The sequence below is a fragment of the Brevundimonas sp. genome (assembly GCF_046295775.1).
In the GTDB taxonomy this organism is placed as follows: domain Bacteria; phylum Pseudomonadota; class Alphaproteobacteria; order Caulobacterales; family Caulobacteraceae; genus Brevundimonas.
Genome location: NZ_JBKBML010000001.1, coordinates 151,756 through 167,101, shown reverse-complemented (window position 1 = coordinate 167,101; position 15,346 = coordinate 151,756). Strand labels below are relative to the sequence as shown.

Annotated in this window: 16 protein-coding genes; 6 read left to right on the top strand and 10 right to left on the bottom strand. The window is 66.4% G+C overall.

Annotated elements, in window-relative coordinates; genetic code table 11:
- Positions 1-11: 11 nt before the first annotated feature.
- Positions 12-1,703, top strand: a complete 1,692-nt coding sequence (locus ACK4I0_RS00935) for an alkaline phosphatase D family protein (RefSeq protein WP_409607068.1) — start codon at positions 12-14, stop codon at positions 1,701-1,703.
- Between the two features lie 619 nt (positions 1,704-2,322).
- Here the strand turns inward: ACK4I0_RS00935 and ACK4I0_RS00930 are convergent.
- Together ACK4I0_RS00930 and ACK4I0_RS00925 are read right to left on the bottom strand one after the other, a co-directional pair.
- Entirely contained in the window at positions 2,323-2,586 is a 264-nt protein-coding gene (locus ACK4I0_RS00930) for a TraR/DksA family transcriptional regulator (protein WP_409607066.1), read from the bottom strand.
- Between the two features lie 70 nt (positions 2,587-2,656).
- Positions 2,657-3,676, bottom strand: coding sequence for an SDR family oxidoreductase (locus ACK4I0_RS00925; RefSeq protein WP_409607064.1), 1,020 nt, complete (start codon positions 3,674-3,676; stop codon positions 2,657-2,659).
- Positions 3,677-3,906: 230 nt separating this feature from the next.
- Here ACK4I0_RS00925 and ACK4I0_RS00920 point away from each other — a divergent pair, with 230 nt between their 5' ends.
- On the top strand, positions 3,907-4,116 hold the full coding sequence (locus ACK4I0_RS00920) for a hypothetical protein (RefSeq protein ID WP_409607062.1): 210 nt from the start codon (positions 3,907-3,909) through the stop codon (positions 4,114-4,116).
- 146 nt (positions 4,117-4,262) lie between these two features.
- Positions 4,263-4,661: a host attachment protein gene (locus ACK4I0_RS00915; RefSeq protein ID WP_409607060.1), complete on the top strand. Its 399-nt coding sequence runs from the start codon at positions 4,263-4,265 to the stop codon at positions 4,659-4,661.
- Between the two features lie 302 nt (positions 4,662-4,963).
- Here ACK4I0_RS00915 and ACK4I0_RS00910 read toward each other — a convergent pair whose 3' ends face one another.
- The 3 genes from ACK4I0_RS00910 to ACK4I0_RS00900 form a co-directional block, all read right to left on the bottom strand.
- Positions 4,964-5,464, bottom strand: a complete 501-nt coding sequence (locus ACK4I0_RS00910) for a hypothetical protein (protein ID WP_409607058.1) — start codon at positions 5,462-5,464, stop codon at positions 4,964-4,966.
- A gap of 1,068 nt (positions 5,465-6,532) precedes the next feature.
- Positions 6,533-6,808 carry a hypothetical protein gene (locus ACK4I0_RS00905; protein WP_409607056.1) on the bottom strand — a complete coding sequence of 92 codons (276 nt, stop codon included), beginning with the start codon at positions 6,806-6,808 and terminating at the stop codon, positions 6,533-6,535.
- A 24-nt stretch (positions 6,809-6,832) separates the two neighbouring features.
- Positions 6,833-7,534 (bottom strand): SOS response-associated peptidase family protein, encoded by a 702-nt coding sequence (locus tag ACK4I0_RS00900; RefSeq protein ID WP_409607054.1) that lies wholly within the window; start codon positions 7,532-7,534, stop codon positions 6,833-6,835.
- A 171-nt stretch (positions 7,535-7,705) separates the two neighbouring features.
- On the opposite strand from ACK4I0_RS00900, the gene ACK4I0_RS00895 reads away from it, so the two are divergent.
- Positions 7,706-7,918, top strand: a complete 213-nt coding sequence (locus tag ACK4I0_RS00895; protein ID WP_409607052.1) for a hypothetical protein — start codon at positions 7,706-7,708, stop codon at positions 7,916-7,918.
- A 460-nt stretch (positions 7,919-8,378) separates the two neighbouring features.
- Here the strand turns inward: ACK4I0_RS00895 and ACK4I0_RS00890 are convergent, their stop codons facing one another.
- The 5 genes from ACK4I0_RS00890 to ACK4I0_RS00870 all read right to left on the bottom strand — a co-directional run bounded on the left by ACK4I0_RS00890 (position 8,379) and on the right by ACK4I0_RS00870 (position 12,250).
- Positions 8,379-8,732, bottom strand: coding sequence for a DUF4440 domain-containing protein (locus ACK4I0_RS00890; RefSeq protein ID WP_409607050.1), 354 nt, complete (start codon positions 8,730-8,732; stop codon positions 8,379-8,381).
- Between the two features lie 302 nt (positions 8,733-9,034).
- The gene (locus tag ACK4I0_RS00885; protein ID WP_409607048.1) at positions 9,035-10,024 is read right to left on the bottom strand and encodes an ABC transporter ATP-binding protein; all 990 of its coding nucleotides are present in this window, start codon (positions 10,022-10,024) and stop codon (positions 9,035-9,037) included.
- Complete coding sequence (locus tag ACK4I0_RS00880) at positions 10,024-10,473, bottom strand: iron chelate uptake ABC transporter family permease subunit (RefSeq protein ID WP_409607046.1); 450 nt, start codon at positions 10,471-10,473, stop codon at positions 10,024-10,026. Before ACK4I0_RS00880 ends, ACK4I0_RS00885 begins: the two co-directional genes overlap by 1 nt.
- Complete coding sequence (locus ACK4I0_RS00875; protein WP_409607044.1) at positions 10,434-11,066, bottom strand: iron chelate uptake ABC transporter family permease subunit; 633 nt, start codon at positions 11,064-11,066, stop codon at positions 10,434-10,436. The genes ACK4I0_RS00880 and ACK4I0_RS00875 overlap by 40 nt, the downstream gene beginning before the upstream one ends.
- Positions 11,063-12,250 (bottom strand): ABC transporter substrate-binding protein, encoded by a 1,188-nt coding sequence (locus ACK4I0_RS00870; protein WP_409607042.1) that lies wholly within the window; start codon positions 12,248-12,250, stop codon positions 11,063-11,065. The genes ACK4I0_RS00875 and ACK4I0_RS00870 overlap by 4 nt, the downstream gene beginning before the upstream one ends.
- Positions 12,251-12,351: 101 nt before the next feature.
- Here ACK4I0_RS00870 and ACK4I0_RS00865 point away from each other — a divergent pair, with 101 nt between their 5' ends.
- Positions 12,352-14,427, top strand: coding sequence for a TonB-dependent siderophore receptor (locus ACK4I0_RS00865; RefSeq protein WP_409607040.1), 2,076 nt, complete (start codon positions 12,352-12,354; stop codon positions 14,425-14,427).
- Position 14,428: 1 nt separating this feature from the next.
- Positions 14,429-15,325 carry a DUF5829 family protein gene (locus tag ACK4I0_RS00860; RefSeq protein ID WP_409607038.1) on the top strand — a complete coding sequence of 299 codons (897 nt, stop codon included), beginning with the start codon at positions 14,429-14,431 and terminating at the stop codon, positions 15,323-15,325.
- Positions 15,326-15,346 lie beyond the last annotated feature (21 nt).

Below are 15,346 nucleotides of genomic sequence, written 5' to 3'. Positions count from 1 at the left end.
GGTCGAGCGCCATGAACCTGCATCGTCGCGGCCTCCTCGGCCTCCTGGGCGCCGGCGCGACCAGCGCCTGCGCCTCCGCGCCCGCTACGGGTCCCCGCCCCGTCGCCTTCCGTCACGGCGTCGCCAGCGGCGATCCGGACCAGACCTCCGCTGTCTTCTGGACCCGCGTGACGCCGCTTGACGTCGCGGCCGGAGACATCGCCGTGACGCTTGAGGTGGCCCGGGACATGGCCTTTCAGAACGTCGTCTTCCGATCGTCCGAACTGGCGGCGCGTTCAGAGCGGGACTTCACGGTCAAGCACGACCTGAGCGGACGCGGTCTCGAACCCGGCCAGGAGTATGTCTATCGATTCACCGCCGAGGGCGTGACCTCGCCTGTCGGCCGGGTGCGCACCCTGCCGGCCGGTCCGACCGCCGATGTCGTGCTGGCCGTCGCCTCGTGCCAGCTTCATCCCGGCGGCCTGTTCAACGCCTATGAGGCCATGGCTGGGCTGGAGCGGCTCGACGCCGTCGTGCACCTGGGCGACTACATTTACGAATACGGGGCGGATCCCGACGCCTATGGCATGGTCACCGGCGCGCCTCTGAACCGCGTGCCGGAACCGGCCCATGAGATCGTCAGCCTGGCCGACTATCGAACGCGTCACGCCCAGTACAAGTCGGACCCCGACCTCCAGGCGGCCCATGCGCGCGCGGCCTTCATCTGCGTCTGGGACGACCACGAGGTCGCCAATGACAGCTGGCTGGCCGGCGCCGAGAACCATTCGCCCGAGACCGAGGGCGATTTCGCCCAGCGCAAGGCCGCGGCCCTGCGGGCCTATTACGAGTGGATGCCGATCCGCGAACCAAAGGCCGGCGCGCTGAAGGAGGCGGTCAACCGCGTCTTCCATTTCGGCGACCTCGCGTCCCTGATCATGGTCGAAACCCGCCTGCTCGCCCGCACCGAGCCCCTGAGCTATGCGGACCTGAGTCCAGGCGCGGACGGGCGGCCCGACGTCGCGGCCTTCCGGGCCCGTCTCAACGCCCCTTCCCGCGAGCTGCTCGGCTCAGATCAGCGCCGGTGGCTCGGCCGCGAACTGGCGTCGTCCAAGGCCGCCGGCCGGGCGTGGCAGGTGCTCGGCAATCAGGTCGTCACAGCCCGCGTGCGCGGGCCGGATGTCGAACGGATGATGCCGGCTGAACAGGTGGCCGCCCTGCTGGCCACCCTGCCCGAGGATGTCCGCACCCAGGTCCAGGCCTCGATCCAGCTGTTCAGGTTGGGCCTGCCTTTCAACCTCGATAGCTGGGATGGCTATCCAGCCGCGCGCGAGCGCCTCTACGACCTCTTCCGCGAGGCCGGCGTGGAGCCGATCGTCCTGGCCGGCGACAGCCATGCTTTCTGGGTGAACGAACTGCACGACGCCCGTGGCGAGCGCCGCGCCGTGGAGTTCGGCGTCACCGCCATTTCCAGCCCTTCCCCGGGAGACTTCATCCGCGGCCTGCCTCTGGGCCAGGCGCTGGTCTCGGCCAATCCGGAAGAGGTCCGGCTGTGCGATCAGACCGCCAAGGGATACATCCTTCTGACCTTGACGCCGAAATCGGCCAGAGCGGATCTCATGGCCGTCTCGACAATCCTGAAGAAGCCCTTCGAGGTTCGCACCTTGGCCAGCGCCCATGTCACGCGCACGCCTGCCGGAGCCGAACTGCGGCTGGTGGAGAGCTAGACCCGTCGGAGTGTCGCGCGGGGCCGTCGCGCAAGGATGGACCGGGCGTCGATACGCACCGGAGGCGGCGGATCGACCTCTTCTCGGCGGCGCGCGATAGACAAGTGGTTCGGGCGCGGCTTATCGCTGTTCAAATGCAGGCTCGTATTGTTCAGGACCATCGGCTCACCAGAGGCGGGCTGCGTGTGTTCCAGCTGGAAACCCGGAGCGGGGTCAACAGCCATTGGTCTCGCGTTTACGGCGGCGGCCATACATCGACGAACCGCGACGATCTTCTCTCCACTGTCGAGACCAACGGTTGGCGTCTCGTGCTGGATAGCGCTCACCGTCGGCCTGAATGGGCCTAGGCTGGACGCGCCGCCACGCCCCTCCCCGGGCGTGACGCCGAGGGCCATGTGAATCGGACTGACATGAAGCGAGCGCCGGAACCGCACGACCGTGAGCCGACTGCCTTGAAACCCCCGACAATCGAATGGGCCGAAGGCGAGCGCGTGAGCACAGTCGATGAAATCCCCATGGGGCGTCTGGATTCCATCGGCTTAACGCAGGTCGATCGCTGCGGGCCCGGTCCTCGTGGGATAAAGCCTTGGAAAGAGCGCCGGCAATCTCCCTAAGGAGGTCAGCGGAGCTGGCTGTCCTTGCTGCCCCGGCGATTGACGCCGCCGAGGATCACCCGGCTGACGCGGCTGGACTGACAGGGCCCGCAAGTGGCGACGCCCGGCAATGTCCGACGGCGCGCTTCGGGTATGAAATCACCGCATTCAACGCAATCCTCGGCGCCCACGGCCGCGGGCATGGGCGCGCGTGCGGTCAGGACGCCCTCGAGGATGGTGTCGTGGATTTGATCCAGCACCGCTCCATCGCGGGTCCAGCCACCAGCCATCGGAGGCTCCGTCCCAAGCGTGTTAGAGATGGAGAGATAGGATCTTCCAAGGCCAACCTGCCTGCGGTGGTCAGGCGCGCGGACGACGCCATCCGCTGTTGGCGACCAGGGCCATTACGCCGATCGCCGCGAGGCCGAGCATGCCTGCCGATAGGACAGGCCTGCGCACCGCCATGGTGTAGGTGCTGAACGGACGGCCAGCGCCCTTCCGGCGGTGCAGCCGGCCTTCCGACCGGCCTTCGAACAGGTTGTCGCCCGGCGTCTCTGGGTCGTCGCTCTGCTGCACCATAGGCATCGACCAGCCGAATACGCGGTCCATAATCGTTGGCATCAGCTGGGCGCTGCCCACCATCACCCGGCCGGCGCCCCCCACAGTGACGCTGCGGGCCTTATGCGTCGCGGCGTGCAGGATGGCCTTGGCCACCACTTCGGGCGCGTAGACCGGGGGCGCCACCTGAGGCTCGTTCTCGGTGTGGTTTCGAGCGTGTTCGGAGAAGGGGGTGCCGATGCCGGAAGGTTTGACCAGGGTGACCTGGACCGGCTTGTCTGCATGCCGCAGCTCCATCCGCAGCGCGTCGGTGAAGCCCTTCACCGCATGCTTGCTTGCAGCGTAGGCCCCCAGGAGCGGGATCGCGAAGTCCGAATTGATCGAGCCGACGTTGATCAGGGTGCCTCCGCCCTCGCGGGTCTCCAGATGCCGCACCGCGGCCATTGAGCCGAAAACCACGCCCCAGTAGTTGGTCTGAAACAGGCGCCGATGCTCGTCGGACGGCAGGTCCATGATCTCTCCATAGATCCCGACGCCGGCGTCGTTCACCCAGGTGTCAAAGCCGCCGAAAGTTTCGACCGCATGATCCACCACACCCTGAACCTGGGCTTCGTCCCCGACATCGGCGACCCTGGTCGTCGCGCGACCGCCCGCAGCTGTGATCTCTCCAGCAACCTGTTCCAGCGCGTCGCGGGTGCGGGCGACGAGGACCACGGCCGCCCCCTGCTTGGCTGCGCTCCTGGCGGTCGCTAGTCCGATTCCAGACGTCGCTCCCGTGATGACGATGGTCTGCTGGCTGAGCGGCTTCTGGCGAACGGTCATGTCGCTTCCTCTTTGATCTGGGGGTATCCAGCGAACCGCTCCGCGCCGCCCATGTTCCTGTCCGACGCGGGCCGATGGTCGCACTCCGGCCGCCATCTCAGGATCAAAAGGCGAAGCTTTGTTCGAACGAACCGGCTGAAGGCGAACGCTCCGCTTGTCGCGGTCCTGTGACCCAACCCGTCGGAACCCCGCGGTCTGCGTAGGGTTTGCTAGGCTGATAGGAGACGGCCATGAGCAAGCATCCCGCACCCCAGGACCAACCGGTCAAGGGGCCCGACGATCTCGAGCGCAACCCCGGTATCGGCCAAGGCGGCGGAGTGTACCGTCGTGAGGGCCTGGAACCGATTGAAGGCGAAAGCACGGTAGTCGGCGACACCGACAACAACGTCCAGCCCGATGGGTCGGTCAACCCAGACGATCGCGGCCGGGCGAACCCCTAGCCCTTGAACCCGACGGGTCGGGCAAAAACGGCAAAGCCCGATCGGTTCTCGGAAAAAAGCCCGACGCGCTCCTCGTCATGAAGCTGGGTCAACCAGCCGGCAGCTTGCTGCGGCTCCTCCCCCCGCCCCCCACAAAGGACTAAACCATGACCCAGCTGCGCTTTCCGGACGGGACATTCGTCGTCATCGCCAGCGGAGAAGAAGCCAAGACGTTTCATGTAAAGGGCGGGTCACTGGCGCACGACGCCAACTGGACCGCGGCCAATCTGGGCGAAGAGGGGCCGGCGGGAAAGAGCCCCCCGGATGTCTCAGCCCGAGACCTTAATGAAGCCACGTTCTCGAAACAGATCGCCGAACGGCTCCACAAAGCCGCCCATGCCCGGGCTTTCGACCATCTCATCCTGATCGCCGATCCCGGCACCTTGGGTGAGATTCGTCCGCTTCTTCACCAGGCCGTGACCGACAAGCTTCTTCTCGAACAGGCCAAGACCCTGATCAATTCTCCCGTCAAGGACATTGAGCAGGCTCTGCACGACGAGGGCTGACGAAGGTCTGCGCTGTCAAGGAGACCGAAGCGAGCCGCCGTCCCCACAAGTCGAAGACCCGCTTGCCTCTGTCGATAGCCTCGCCCCGCTGGATCACCTCTCCGGGGGAGGCTGTGGCCTCGTAGTAGTCCGGGCCGCTGTCGATCCCCTTGGCGAGGCCTCCCTTGAAGACGTCCCGGCTCACCCCCAGGCTTCGAGGGCCCTGGGGGGCGGGGGTGCCGCAACGGAGACGGCATGGAAGCCGTCGGACCAGGAAGAAGACCTTCAACCTCGACTCGCCATCGTGCGCGCATGCTCTGCGGCTACAACAGCCGCTTTCGCCCAGTCAGGATCAAAATTAATCGGTGCGCAGCGGCCAACACAGACCCCGATGCACCATCGGCGATATCGGCGCGCGGCGGGTCGATGGCCGCTGCGGGCTGGAGCGGCTGCAAACGATCGTGCAACACACGCTCGGTGTGTTCCGCCATCAGCGCGCGCACTGCCTCTTGGACATGGTCGAAATGGCCCAGGCGAGCGAGGGAGTCGGTCACGGCCTTGGCCAGGCGGTCCACTTCGCCGGGCAGAACGGCACGGAGGTGGGCTTGGCGCGGGAGCGATCTCCCAGCGGCGGCCCGGCAACGATCAACCGCGTCGGTTGCGAAGCCTGTAAAGGTTTTGGCCAGCTGATGGACCGTCGCGCTGCTGGCCAGGCCGCCAGTAGCGGCGTTGGCCGCGATGGTCTGTTCGACAGCCAAATCCAGGTCTGCCCGCGCAGTCTGGAAGGCCTCGCGCACAAACATTTTGTACCGTTTAAGCGACATGCTGTTCCTGTCTGCGCGTCTTGATCAGCCGGGTCTCTATCAACCCTTTCCCGATCGCGAAGACCTAACCGGCCCGGAGCAGACCCCTAATCATCGTAGCGATTTCGGTCGCGGCGATCCTGCCATCTCGAATAGAGTTCATATCCAACCACTAACACCACAGCAGCGCTAGCCGTTAAAATCGAGAGGTTTAGGGGGCTCATGGCCTCATGACCGCACGCCGTTATGTCCAAAATCGGTCCGGCCCGGCCCGCGTTTGCGGCGGCAGCGGGACGAAAACGAGGGCAAGTCTTCCCAGAGATCGCAGCCGACGCCGCAGGCTGACAGCGCTTCAAACGCCGCCAGAAAGATCGCCCCGAAAAGCATCGTCGCGGTGGTCTGACGCAAGCACCGTGCCCCATCCGTAGGGCGTCCCCGGAAACGACTGGAGCTCAGAGGCAACAGCCGCTCGATAGACTGTCTAAAGCGTCACATCAGAGTTCGTGCTCGTCATCGCTCGGCATCCAAAGCTAGGCCATGACAAGAAGGTGGAAGCGATCCGGCCAGGTTGCACGCCGCACCCGCCCGGACCGCCCGCCGAACCTCGGCACGAGGCCCAGCAAGCCGCGCCACTGAGGGGTAGAGTGACGTCGGCGCTGGTCTAGCGCCGCACAGGATAATTAGGTTGCCGGTGTCGGGAGTTGAACGCAGCAACACACGGAAACGGCCTGACGGAGAAAGCAGAAACTCAGCCAGGCCGTCCGGTCGAAGCCTCGGCCACAAGGCTTCCTCCAAGCTGACGGTTTGCGGTCGCCAGCTCATCGAACTTTAGCAGCGCTATTGTCCGGCGAGTCTCCCTGCGACAATCACGACCCTTTGCTCGCCGATAAACAAGGCAAACCCCGTAGCAGGGCTGGGGGGTCGTCGCAGGGCAGCGACGGACAGGGCCGCTTTCGCCAATACCAAGCTAAACACTCCGATCCGCCTTTTTCGACACCGTCAACGTAGCGCACACAGCTGCGAAAGCAGTTGTCGAGCCTGGGCTCGAAGCCTGCCCGCTCCGGTTCGCCAGAGCCGGCGTTTTTTGCGTCAGGGCGCCGCCGTCAGATCACGATAGGGCTCACCGGCTTCACCGGCCTCGGCGCGCGTAAGCACCTTCGTTTCCGCCGTCGAACTGACCGCGACCTTGATGTCCCTGATACGGATGCCGTCCGCGATGGTGCGCGGCCGGGGGCGGTCGATGGTGGCGATCCGCTCGATCCAGTCGTCGGTCTGGACGGTGATCAGGCCTGGCATCCGGTCAGGATCGCCATTGGCTTCCGCCGCCATGGCGTCGAGACGGGCGTTGAGGTCTTCGGGCGTCATGCGCCGGCGTTTAAGCCGAGTCGCTCAGCAGATCGTCAAGGCGCCGTCCGGCAGGGCCCGCTGCAGCCCCTTCGCCTCCTCCCACGGCGCCCGCATCCAGGCTTCGCGCTCTTCAGCCGTCGTCAGGATAACCGGCATGGCCTTGGGGTGCACCGACTTCACCGGCTCGCTGGGTTCGGTCGTCAGAAAGGCGAAGAGGTCGCACGTCTCCATGCCGGTCCTGATCTTGCGGACGCAGGACCACTCTCGGACTTGGACGCCGGCGAAAAAGGCCAGGGGATCGGGGTCGTCGCCGGCCAGCCGGAACCAGACCGGACGATAGCGGCCCTCGGCGTCCCGGCCCGGCTCGCTGAAGGCTGTGAACGGGACCAGGCATCGGTGCTCCGGCGCCAGCCACGGCCGCCAGTGCGACGAGGCTGTGTTGCGCACATTGGTCGTGCCGCTGTCGGGCTCCATTTCGAGCATCTTCGGAAAGTCGACCTCCTTGCCCTTGCCGCGCAGCTTGTCCGCCCGCTTCGTCGCGGCGTCGAACAGCGCCTTCTTCGACGACGGCAGGCCCCAGCGCGCCGACGTCAGGACACGCTCGCCGCCCTCCCAGCGCACGATCGGCGCGGCGTAGTCGGGATAGACGTCACCCGGGGCCAGATTGCCCACGTCCGACCGCATGGCGTTGGCCAGATCCAGGATGGCCTGCGGGCCGCTGCGCTGGCGGTAGAGATTGCACATGGCGCGACGCTCTCATGGCGAAGCGGGTTTGTGTAGCCGATCTTCGCCTCGCCCATCGGCACGCCTTCACGGCGGATGCCGCCGCCCGCCGCCGTCCCGAGGATCGCTTAGGCGTCCCATGCGCGGTCAGGTCGCGGTTGACCCAGGCTTCACGTCGTGAAGTCTGCGCAAATGGGGCGCTTTCTGGACAAGGTGCGCGACAATCACCCGGCCTATCGGCTGGAAGCGAGCGACGACGGCCTGATGCTCATACGCCGGAAGGGTCGGGAGAAAGAGTTCAATCGACTGGCGCGGTCGCTCATCAACGACGCCAATGCTGGCGTTGTGGTGTTTCCGACCCCTGATGAACAGGGATATGAAAGGGTCTTCGTCGTCCCCCTTTAACCGGACCCCATGACCGCGCGCGGCGGGTGCCCCTACTGAACCGGCTCGTCGGACGCGGACCGCGACCAGCTTGTCGAGCTTCGGCTGATCCAGCCGGCTTTGTGAGCGGCCGACGCCGCGCCGTCCGGCCAGGCCAAAATGTAAGGAGGGAAGGTCCCGGAGCCTGGCCTGAGGCGTGGCGAGCGGCACGGACGGACCTCGGGTTGATGTCGGAGGATCGCTGTTCGGCCCGCCCGGCCGCCCCCGGATGGGAAATCGAACCCGTTCTGCCCCTAGCCAATGCGCGCGCGACGTGGCTTCGTCGCAGGCTCGCCCGGCTTCGTCCTGGATTTATCCCGCGGACGCTCTGGTCTGTCGAGGCTGCAGGCGGACCCGGCACGAGGTCCCGCCGAGCCCCCTGCCCGGCGGCGGGGACGATCTGCGGGGTCTTCTGCTGGGTTCAACCTCAAGGCGCGATGGTCTAGGCCACAGGCCGCAGGGTCTGCTGATGCTGGACCACGCGCCAGTCATCGTGGCCCAGGCGGCGGTAGGTGGAGGTGCAAAAGGCCTGATAGACCTCGTCGGATCGCTTGGCGCGAACACCATAGGCGACGACGATCAGGCCCTGCTGCGGGCGCGAGATGCGGCCGTCCAGGATATCCACTTCGGTCCACCGCGGAGTGTCGCTCACGGCTTGCACAGCCTCTTCGCCGGCGACGATGAATGGGTCGGCTGGAACCACCATCAGACAGTCGTCGTCGATTAGGCTGCGGTATTGATCCTCGCCCTCCGTCCAGAGACTTTTTTCGGTTTGCCAGACGCGGGCGTCTTCCATGCAACTGCTCCATAGATGATCGGCGAACCGAGCCGCCAGTCACCGGACAACTTGATCGGACAGCGACCGTTCCCGGCCGAAACGCAGCCCGCCCGCCGCGCCTAGTCGGCTACGAAGCCGTGGAGATCACGAAGATAGAGACCATTGGGAGAGGCGAACGTGTCCGAAGGGGTGGTCCCAGCGGCGCTCCCACGTTTCACCTGTCGATCTGCGGTTTGTCGCTGGACGTCAAAGGCCAGCCGTTCGTCCCAGTTCACAAAACCCTAGAGATCCAGCCAGTTCGCGCCCGGCATTGGTGACCGTCAGCGACATCGACGCGGCGCCTCGCCGAGCTGCCTGTTGAGCGCCTTGCTCAGGGACCAAACCGTCGAAAAGGTCTCGCCTTTGAATTCATATCCCCGTGAGGTTTGGCGGACGATGGCCTCAGCGTCTGCCTCTGCACCTCCAACCGAAAAGCCCAGCCGTTCGACGGCCCGGCCGAGCCAGACCGCCGATGGACCGTTGGCTTCGATAAAGACCGTTCCACGGTGGCCCCCCCGCGTCTCAAATCGGCCGTTCAGCAGCGAAAACGCCAGATTGGCCTGATCGAAGGCCTCGCCGATCGCGCCTGACAAAGCCACATCCTCAGGCGCGCCATCAATGAACCTGCCTCCGCCCGGCAGCAGCCAGACCCGGTCCGCGGCGTTCAGTGAAAGCTCCAGATCATGGCTGGACAGGATGATGGACACCCCTGTTTCGTGCGCTATCCGGCGCAGGGTCGCGGTGATCGTCACTCGGCTAGGCAGGTCGAGGAAGGCGGTGATCTCGTCCAGCAGCATCACTCGAGGGCGCTGGGCGAGGGCCCGGGCGATCATCACCCGCTGCCGTTCGCCATCGGACAGGCTGTCGACAAAGCGGTCGCGCAGATGGGCGGCTTCGACCTGTTTCAGGCTTCCGTCGCAGATTTCGCGATCCTTGTCCGAAAGCGCGCCGGTCCAGCCCGTGTAAGGCTGCCGGCCCATGGCCACCAGCTCATGGACCCGCAGCGACCCGACCATGGGTCGATCCGTCAGGACCACGGCGACTTTGCGCGCTCGCTCGGACGCGGGCCACTGCGGGACCGGCCGTCCATCCAGCCGCGCTTCGCCGTTCACGGCGGAAATGAATCCCGCCAGCGTGCGCAGCAGGGTCGACTTACCCTGGCCGTTGCGGCCCAGAAGACAGATGAACTCGCCCGGCTCGACGAGTACGTTTTCGAGCGTCGAGAGGACGGTTCGTCCATAGCCGATCTCCAGACCTTCAATCTCGTACATCAGCCCTCCCCTCCCCGCAGGCTGCGGGATTTCAGAAGGAGGAGGATCACGAGCGGCGCGCCGATCAGCGCCAGGATGGCGTTGAGGTGCAGGAAATGCTGGTCCCACGGCAGATGAACCACCAGATCCGCCGCCAAGGCCAGGGCCGCCCCAATGAGGGCCGTCGCCGGGATCAAGGCGCCGATCCGCGCTGACCCGATCATTGCGCGCGCCAGATGCGGCACGATGAGGCCGATGAAGGCCACCGGACCGCAGAAGGCCGTTACAGGCGCGGCGAGCAGAATGGTCGTCCCAAGCACCAGTCGCCGCAGCCGAGGCACATTCACGCCCAGGCTTTCGGCATAGACGTCGCCCAGCATCAGGGCTGTCAGGGGCTTGGCCAGCACGACGGCGCCCGCCACACCGATCATCAGCAAAGGCGCCAGGGTGAGGAAGTCGCCCCAGACCACATTGGCGAAAGTGGCGTCGTTCCAAGCGGCGAAGATCCGCCCTGGCTGCGGTTAGTGAAATGCAGCAGCACGCTGATCAGGCCCTGGGCGAGGAAACCCAGCATGAGACCCAAGACCAACAGGGTGACCGTGCCCACGCGACGCGCCATGGCGCTCATGGCCAGCGCCACGCCCAGCGTGCCGAGCACCGAGCCGGCGACGACACCCAGTCCCGCGAAGCCGCTCAGGACCATCAGGAAGCCGGGACCGACGATCGCCCCGGCCACGACGACCAGCGCCGCGCCGAACTGCCCCCCCGCCATCAGACCCAGCGACCAGGCGTCGGCCAGCGGGTTGCGGAACAGGGTCTGCATCAGCAGGCCGGCCAGGCCCAGGGCGGCGCCACCGATGACGGCCGCCAGGACCCGAGGCAGGCGAAGATCGACGACGATCCTGGATTCCATCGATCCGGTTCCGATCGATCCGAGGCCGGACAAAACGTCACCGGGGCTCAGCATGACCTGGCCGATCATCAGGCCGGCCAGAATCACGACCAGAAGCACAAGGGCTAGGGCTCCTGCGATGAGCGCGGGCCGCGCGTGGGCGGCGGTCATCTGTAGGCGCCTCGGGGGACGGGCTTGAGGAAGCGAAAGGGCTCGTCGACCAGGTCGGGATGCAGCGCCTTCACGAAATCGGCCAGGACCCAGTCCGGCCGGACAAAGGCGGTCTGGTACCAGTCATAGGCATTGGCGGGGAGATTGCTGCGCCCGGTGTTGGCGAACAACCGACCAGCGCGGAACGCTGGCGAAAGGCCCTCCACCACGGTGCTGCGCGGCGGGGCCGCGTGCAGGTCACCGACAATCCAGACCTGGGCCTGTTCCGCCACCGGCAGAATCTGTTCGGTCGCCAGGGTCTCGGACGACCATCTGCGCGGGTCTTCCGGCCGGAGCAACAGGTTGCGCCCGCCGGCGTCGGACAGATAGGCCTGTTCCGCCCCGCGAACGGTGGCCACCCAGCGGTCTCCGCCAGCCGGATAGGCCCACAGCGTCGGAACGGCCGGGCGCGCCGCCGCCGCGGCCTTGAGCGCCTCGACCCGCGCTTCGATCTGGCTGATCAGGCGATCGGCCTGCGCCTCCCGCCCCGTCAGCATCCCATGAAGCCGTATCCATTCGGCTCGGCCCAGATAGGTGGGCTCATCCTCGGCGAAGGTCGGCGCCACGACCAGGCCGAGCCGCCGCGCCCGATCCAGCACCGGGGTGTGGGCCAGGTCGGACAGGCGCATCAGAAAGACGTCGGGCCGCGCGGCGAGCAGCACATCGAGATTGGGCGGAGCGTGCCAGTTGTAGCCGATCTGACCGATCCGCCCCTCGATGACGCCGCGTCGCACCTCGTCGTCGAAGGACACCCGGCCGCCTACGGCCACGAGGCGATCCTTAACGCCGAGCTGCCCCAGGTAGGCCTCGTCGGACCCGGCGTTGGCGGCGATCCGGGTCACCGGGGTGCGGATCAGGGCGGCGTCTCGCAGTCCGGCCGGAAGCTTCGGTTCCGGCCCCTCGCGCGGAGCCAGGACAAGGACGGCCTCCTGCTCCTTTGCCTGACCGCCGCTCTGATCGGCCACCGGCGCCCGCAGTCGCGCGACAACATATCCGTCGTGGCGCTCGAGCTTCAGGTAGCGGGCGTGTCTGAGCAGGATGGGCGTCCCCTCGCCGTCCTGCGTCTCCGACAGTTCTTCCTGAGGAGCCGAACAGGCTGAGAGCGCCGATGCCCCGGCGGCCAACAGGAAGGTTCGTCTCAGCATGTCTCACGCGTCCGGATTGATGGAACTGAAAAATCCATCCCGCAGGGGTGACTAGATGCAATGTTATAGCTTAACAAGCCCCACCATTCGTTGGGGGATCCATGAAACTTTTGCTCACCACCGCCAGCCTCGCCGCCCTTCTGGCCGCCCCAGCGCTCGCTCAGGACGCTCCGATCCTCACAGCCGACGACGACGTCGTTGAACTGGACGCCATCACGGTCTTCGGCCGTCCGCTTGGCCGGCTTCCCGGGGAAACCGCGACCAAGACCGGCGCGCCGGTTCTCGAGACGCCCTTCACGGTCAGCATCGTGTCACGGGAGCTTCTCGACCTGCGCAACGTCTCCAACATCGGCGAGGCCGCCGAGACCGTCAGCGGCGTCCAGCGCACCATCGGCTTCTCGGGCAATCAGCGTTTCCGTATCCGCGGCTTCCAGAACATCTCGACCCTGCGTGACGGCTTCCGCCAGTCGGTCAGTCAGCCGGAGATCGACCTGCAGGGCGTCGAGAGCATCGAGGTCCTGAAAGGTCCCGCATCGGCCCTCTACGGCCGTTTCGAGCCGGGCGGCGTCGTCAACTTCGTCTCCAAACGGCCCTACGGCTGGTCGGGCGGCGAGGCTTTCCTCGTCGGCGGGTCCAACGAATACTGGCGCGGCGGCCTCGATGTGAACACGCCGATCACGACCGACGGCACGGTGCTGGCGCGCCTCAACGTCGGCTATGAGACCGCCGGCAGCTATCGCGACCTGGTCGACAACAGGCAACTCTACATTTCCCCCGTCGTGGAATGGCGTCCGGACGCTGCTACCAGCCTGCTGGCCCGGCTCGAATATCTCCAGCGCGACGCCGCCTTCGACCGCGGCTTTGGCAACGGCGCCGCCTTCCTCGCTCAGCCGGTCAGCCGCAACTACGGCGAGGACTTCATGCGGATCGAAAAGGAGCAATGGGTCGCCGGTGTGGAGTTCAACCGCCGCCTGAACGCCGACTGGCGCCTTCGCCTGGGCGGCTTCGTTTCGGCGGTGGACGTGCCGGAGGAACAGTTCTTCAACTACGGCTTCCCTCCGCTGTCCGGCACGACCGTCAACCGCAGCTTCGTCAGTTACGACGAGACCCAGGACGATCTGACGCTCCAGGCCGAACTCTACGGCCGGATCGTCACCGGCCCGCTCACCCACCGCCTGCTGATCGGGCTGGACTACAGCCGCGATGAGCTGTCCTTCCTCAACGGCCAGATCGCCTACGGCCAGCCGATCGATCTGCTGAACCCGGTCCGCACCGGCCGCCCAACGGGCTACATCCCGGTCGGCGACAGCCACTACGATTACACCTCGACCGGCCTCTATGTTCAGGACGAGATCGCCTGGAGCAACTGGCGGCTGCTGCTCGGCGGACGTCTGGAGGAGGTTAAGACCTACGCCTTCAGCGCCGACTTCGTCGATCCGGGCGTCAGCCGCACAGACCGGCCCTTCTCACCCCGGGCCGGCCTGACCTATCTGGTCACGCCGGACTGGTCGATCTATGGCAGCTGGGCCCGGTCCTCGCGCAACGAGGGCGACGCCGGCCTGCTTGAAAGCGGGCTGACGCCCAAGCCCACCCGCGGCGAGCAGTTCGAGATCGGAACCAAGGCGCTGGCGTTCAACGGCAGGGCCGAACTGACCCTGTCGGCCTTCGAGATCACCAAGACCGACGCCGTGGTCTCCGACCCCGTCGATTTCAACCTGGTCATCCAAGCCGGCGAGATCCGTGTGCGCGGCGTCGAGGCCGAGGTGTCCGCGCGGCCGCTGGAGCCGTGGACCCTCGTCGCCTCCTACGCCTACAGCGACAGCGAGATCGTCGAAGACACCTCGAGCTTCATTGTCGGCAACCGGTTGGCCGGCGTTCCGGACCATCAGGCCGCCCTGTGGACGTCCTGGGCCTTCAACAGCGCGCTTGAAGGCCTCTCCGTCGGCGGCGGCGTCTTCCACGCCTCCAGCCAGGCGGCCACCACCAGCAACACCCTCGATCTGCCCGGCTATACCCGGGTGGATCTGAACGCCGCCTACGCGTTCGGCGAAGGTTACGAAGTCCGTCTGAACGTCGACAACGTGACAGACGAGACCATCTTCATCACCGGGGGCTTCTCACAGATCTATCCGCAGGCGCCGCGCACCGCGCGCCTGACGCTCAGCAAGCGGTGGTAGGATGCGGATCGTCCCACTTGCCGTCAGCTTGATCGCCCTGGCGACCGCCCCGGTCGCCAGGGCCGGCGCGGTCGGGCCCGATCCCGGCGCTTCAGAGCCGGCCACGCAGGCCGCGGCGCTGAACCACGTTTATGTCGTCGTCGACGCCGAGACCTTCGCTGTCTTCCGCGACAGCGCGGAACTCGCCAAACTCCTGGGACGAACCGACGGCGGGCTGCCGGATTACGCGCCGCCGACGCCCGGCGCGGACAGGGTCTTCTTCCGCGGGCGGCGGACCTATCTGGAGATCTTCGCGCCGGACAACCGGTTTGGAGAGCCGGTCGGCAAGGTCGGGCTTGCGATCGGCCATGACGACCCTGCCGCCTTCGAGGCGCTTGACGCCGCCTGGCGCGCGACCTGTCGGGAAGAATTCACGCGCACCCCCGTATCATACCGGCGGGCCGAGCCTCCGGTCCCCTGGTACGATGCGGTTCAGTGCGACGAGACTGCGGCCGGCGACCATCTCTCCGTCTGGGCCATGGTCTATCTGCCGCAGTTTCACGCTTGGCAGACGGGTGACGTCGCCGGGGCCCCGCGGACCGCGCGCGCCGAAATCCTCGCCCCTCGGGCGGCGCAGGGCCAGGGCCGCTTTGACATCATCGGGCTGTCCCTCGACGTGACCCCTGAAATTTTCGACCGGCTCGCCGAGCAGCTGACGCAGGCGGGTCTCATCCGTCAGGACACGACCGACGGGGCCGTGCTTAGGGGATCCGACTGGGCCCTGGAGCTTGGCCGTTCCGATCAGCCGCAACTCAGGGCCATCGATTTCAGCACCGGCTCAGCCCTCGCCGAGCCCCTTACCCTCGGCGGCGGAAGGCTCCTGCCTCACGTCGTCGGCCAAATGCGCTGGGCGCCGTAATCATCCGATTCCGGAACACGC

Bases quoted from the DNA above. Each gene is read 5' to 3' on its own strand.
- ACK4I0_RS00935 (WP_409607068.1), top strand. From the start codon at position 12: ATGAACCTGCATCGTCGCGGCCTCCTCGGCCTCCTGGGCGCCGGCGCG.
- ACK4I0_RS00930 (WP_409607066.1), bottom strand. From the start codon at position 2,586: ATGGCTGGTGGCTGGACCCGCGATGGAGCGGTGCTGGATCAAATCCAC.
- ACK4I0_RS00925 (WP_409607064.1), bottom strand. From the start codon at position 3,676: ATGACCGTTCGCCAGAAGCCGCTCAGCCAGCAGACCATCGTCATCACG.
- ACK4I0_RS00920 (WP_409607062.1), top strand. From the start codon at position 3,907: ATGAGCAAGCATCCCGCACCCCAGGACCAACCGGTCAAGGGGCCCGAC.
- ACK4I0_RS00915 (WP_409607060.1), top strand. From the start codon at position 4,263: ATGACCCAGCTGCGCTTTCCGGACGGGACATTCGTCGTCATCGCCAGC.
- ACK4I0_RS00910 (WP_409607058.1), bottom strand. From the start codon at position 5,464: ATGTCGCTTAAACGGTACAAAATGTTTGTGCGCGAGGCCTTCCAGACT.
- ACK4I0_RS00905 (WP_409607056.1), bottom strand. From the start codon at position 6,808: ATGACGCCCGAAGACCTCAACGCCCGTCTCGACGCCATGGCGGCGGAA.
- ACK4I0_RS00900 (WP_409607054.1), bottom strand. From the start codon at position 7,534: ATGTGCAATCTCTACCGCCAGCGCAGCGGCCCGCAGGCCATCCTGGAT.
- ACK4I0_RS00895 (WP_409607052.1), top strand. From the start codon at position 7,706: ATGGGGCGCTTTCTGGACAAGGTGCGCGACAATCACCCGGCCTATCGG.
- ACK4I0_RS00890 (WP_409607050.1), bottom strand. From the start codon at position 8,732: ATGGAAGACGCCCGCGTCTGGCAAACCGAAAAAAGTCTCTGGACGGAG.
- ACK4I0_RS00885 (WP_409607048.1), bottom strand. From the start codon at position 10,024: ATGTACGAGATTGAAGGTCTGGAGATCGGCTATGGACGAACCGTCCTC.
- ACK4I0_RS00875 (WP_409607044.1), bottom strand. From the start codon at position 11,066: ATGACCGCCGCCCACGCGCGGCCCGCGCTCATCGCAGGAGCCCTAGCC.
- ACK4I0_RS00870 (WP_409607042.1), bottom strand. From the start codon at position 12,250: ATGCTGAGACGAACCTTCCTGTTGGCCGCCGGGGCATCGGCGCTCTCA.
- ACK4I0_RS00865 (WP_409607040.1), top strand. From the start codon at position 12,352: ATGAAACTTTTGCTCACCACCGCCAGCCTCGCCGCCCTTCTGGCCGCC.
- ACK4I0_RS00860 (WP_409607038.1), top strand. From the start codon at position 14,429: ATGCGGATCGTCCCACTTGCCGTCAGCTTGATCGCCCTGGCGACCGCC.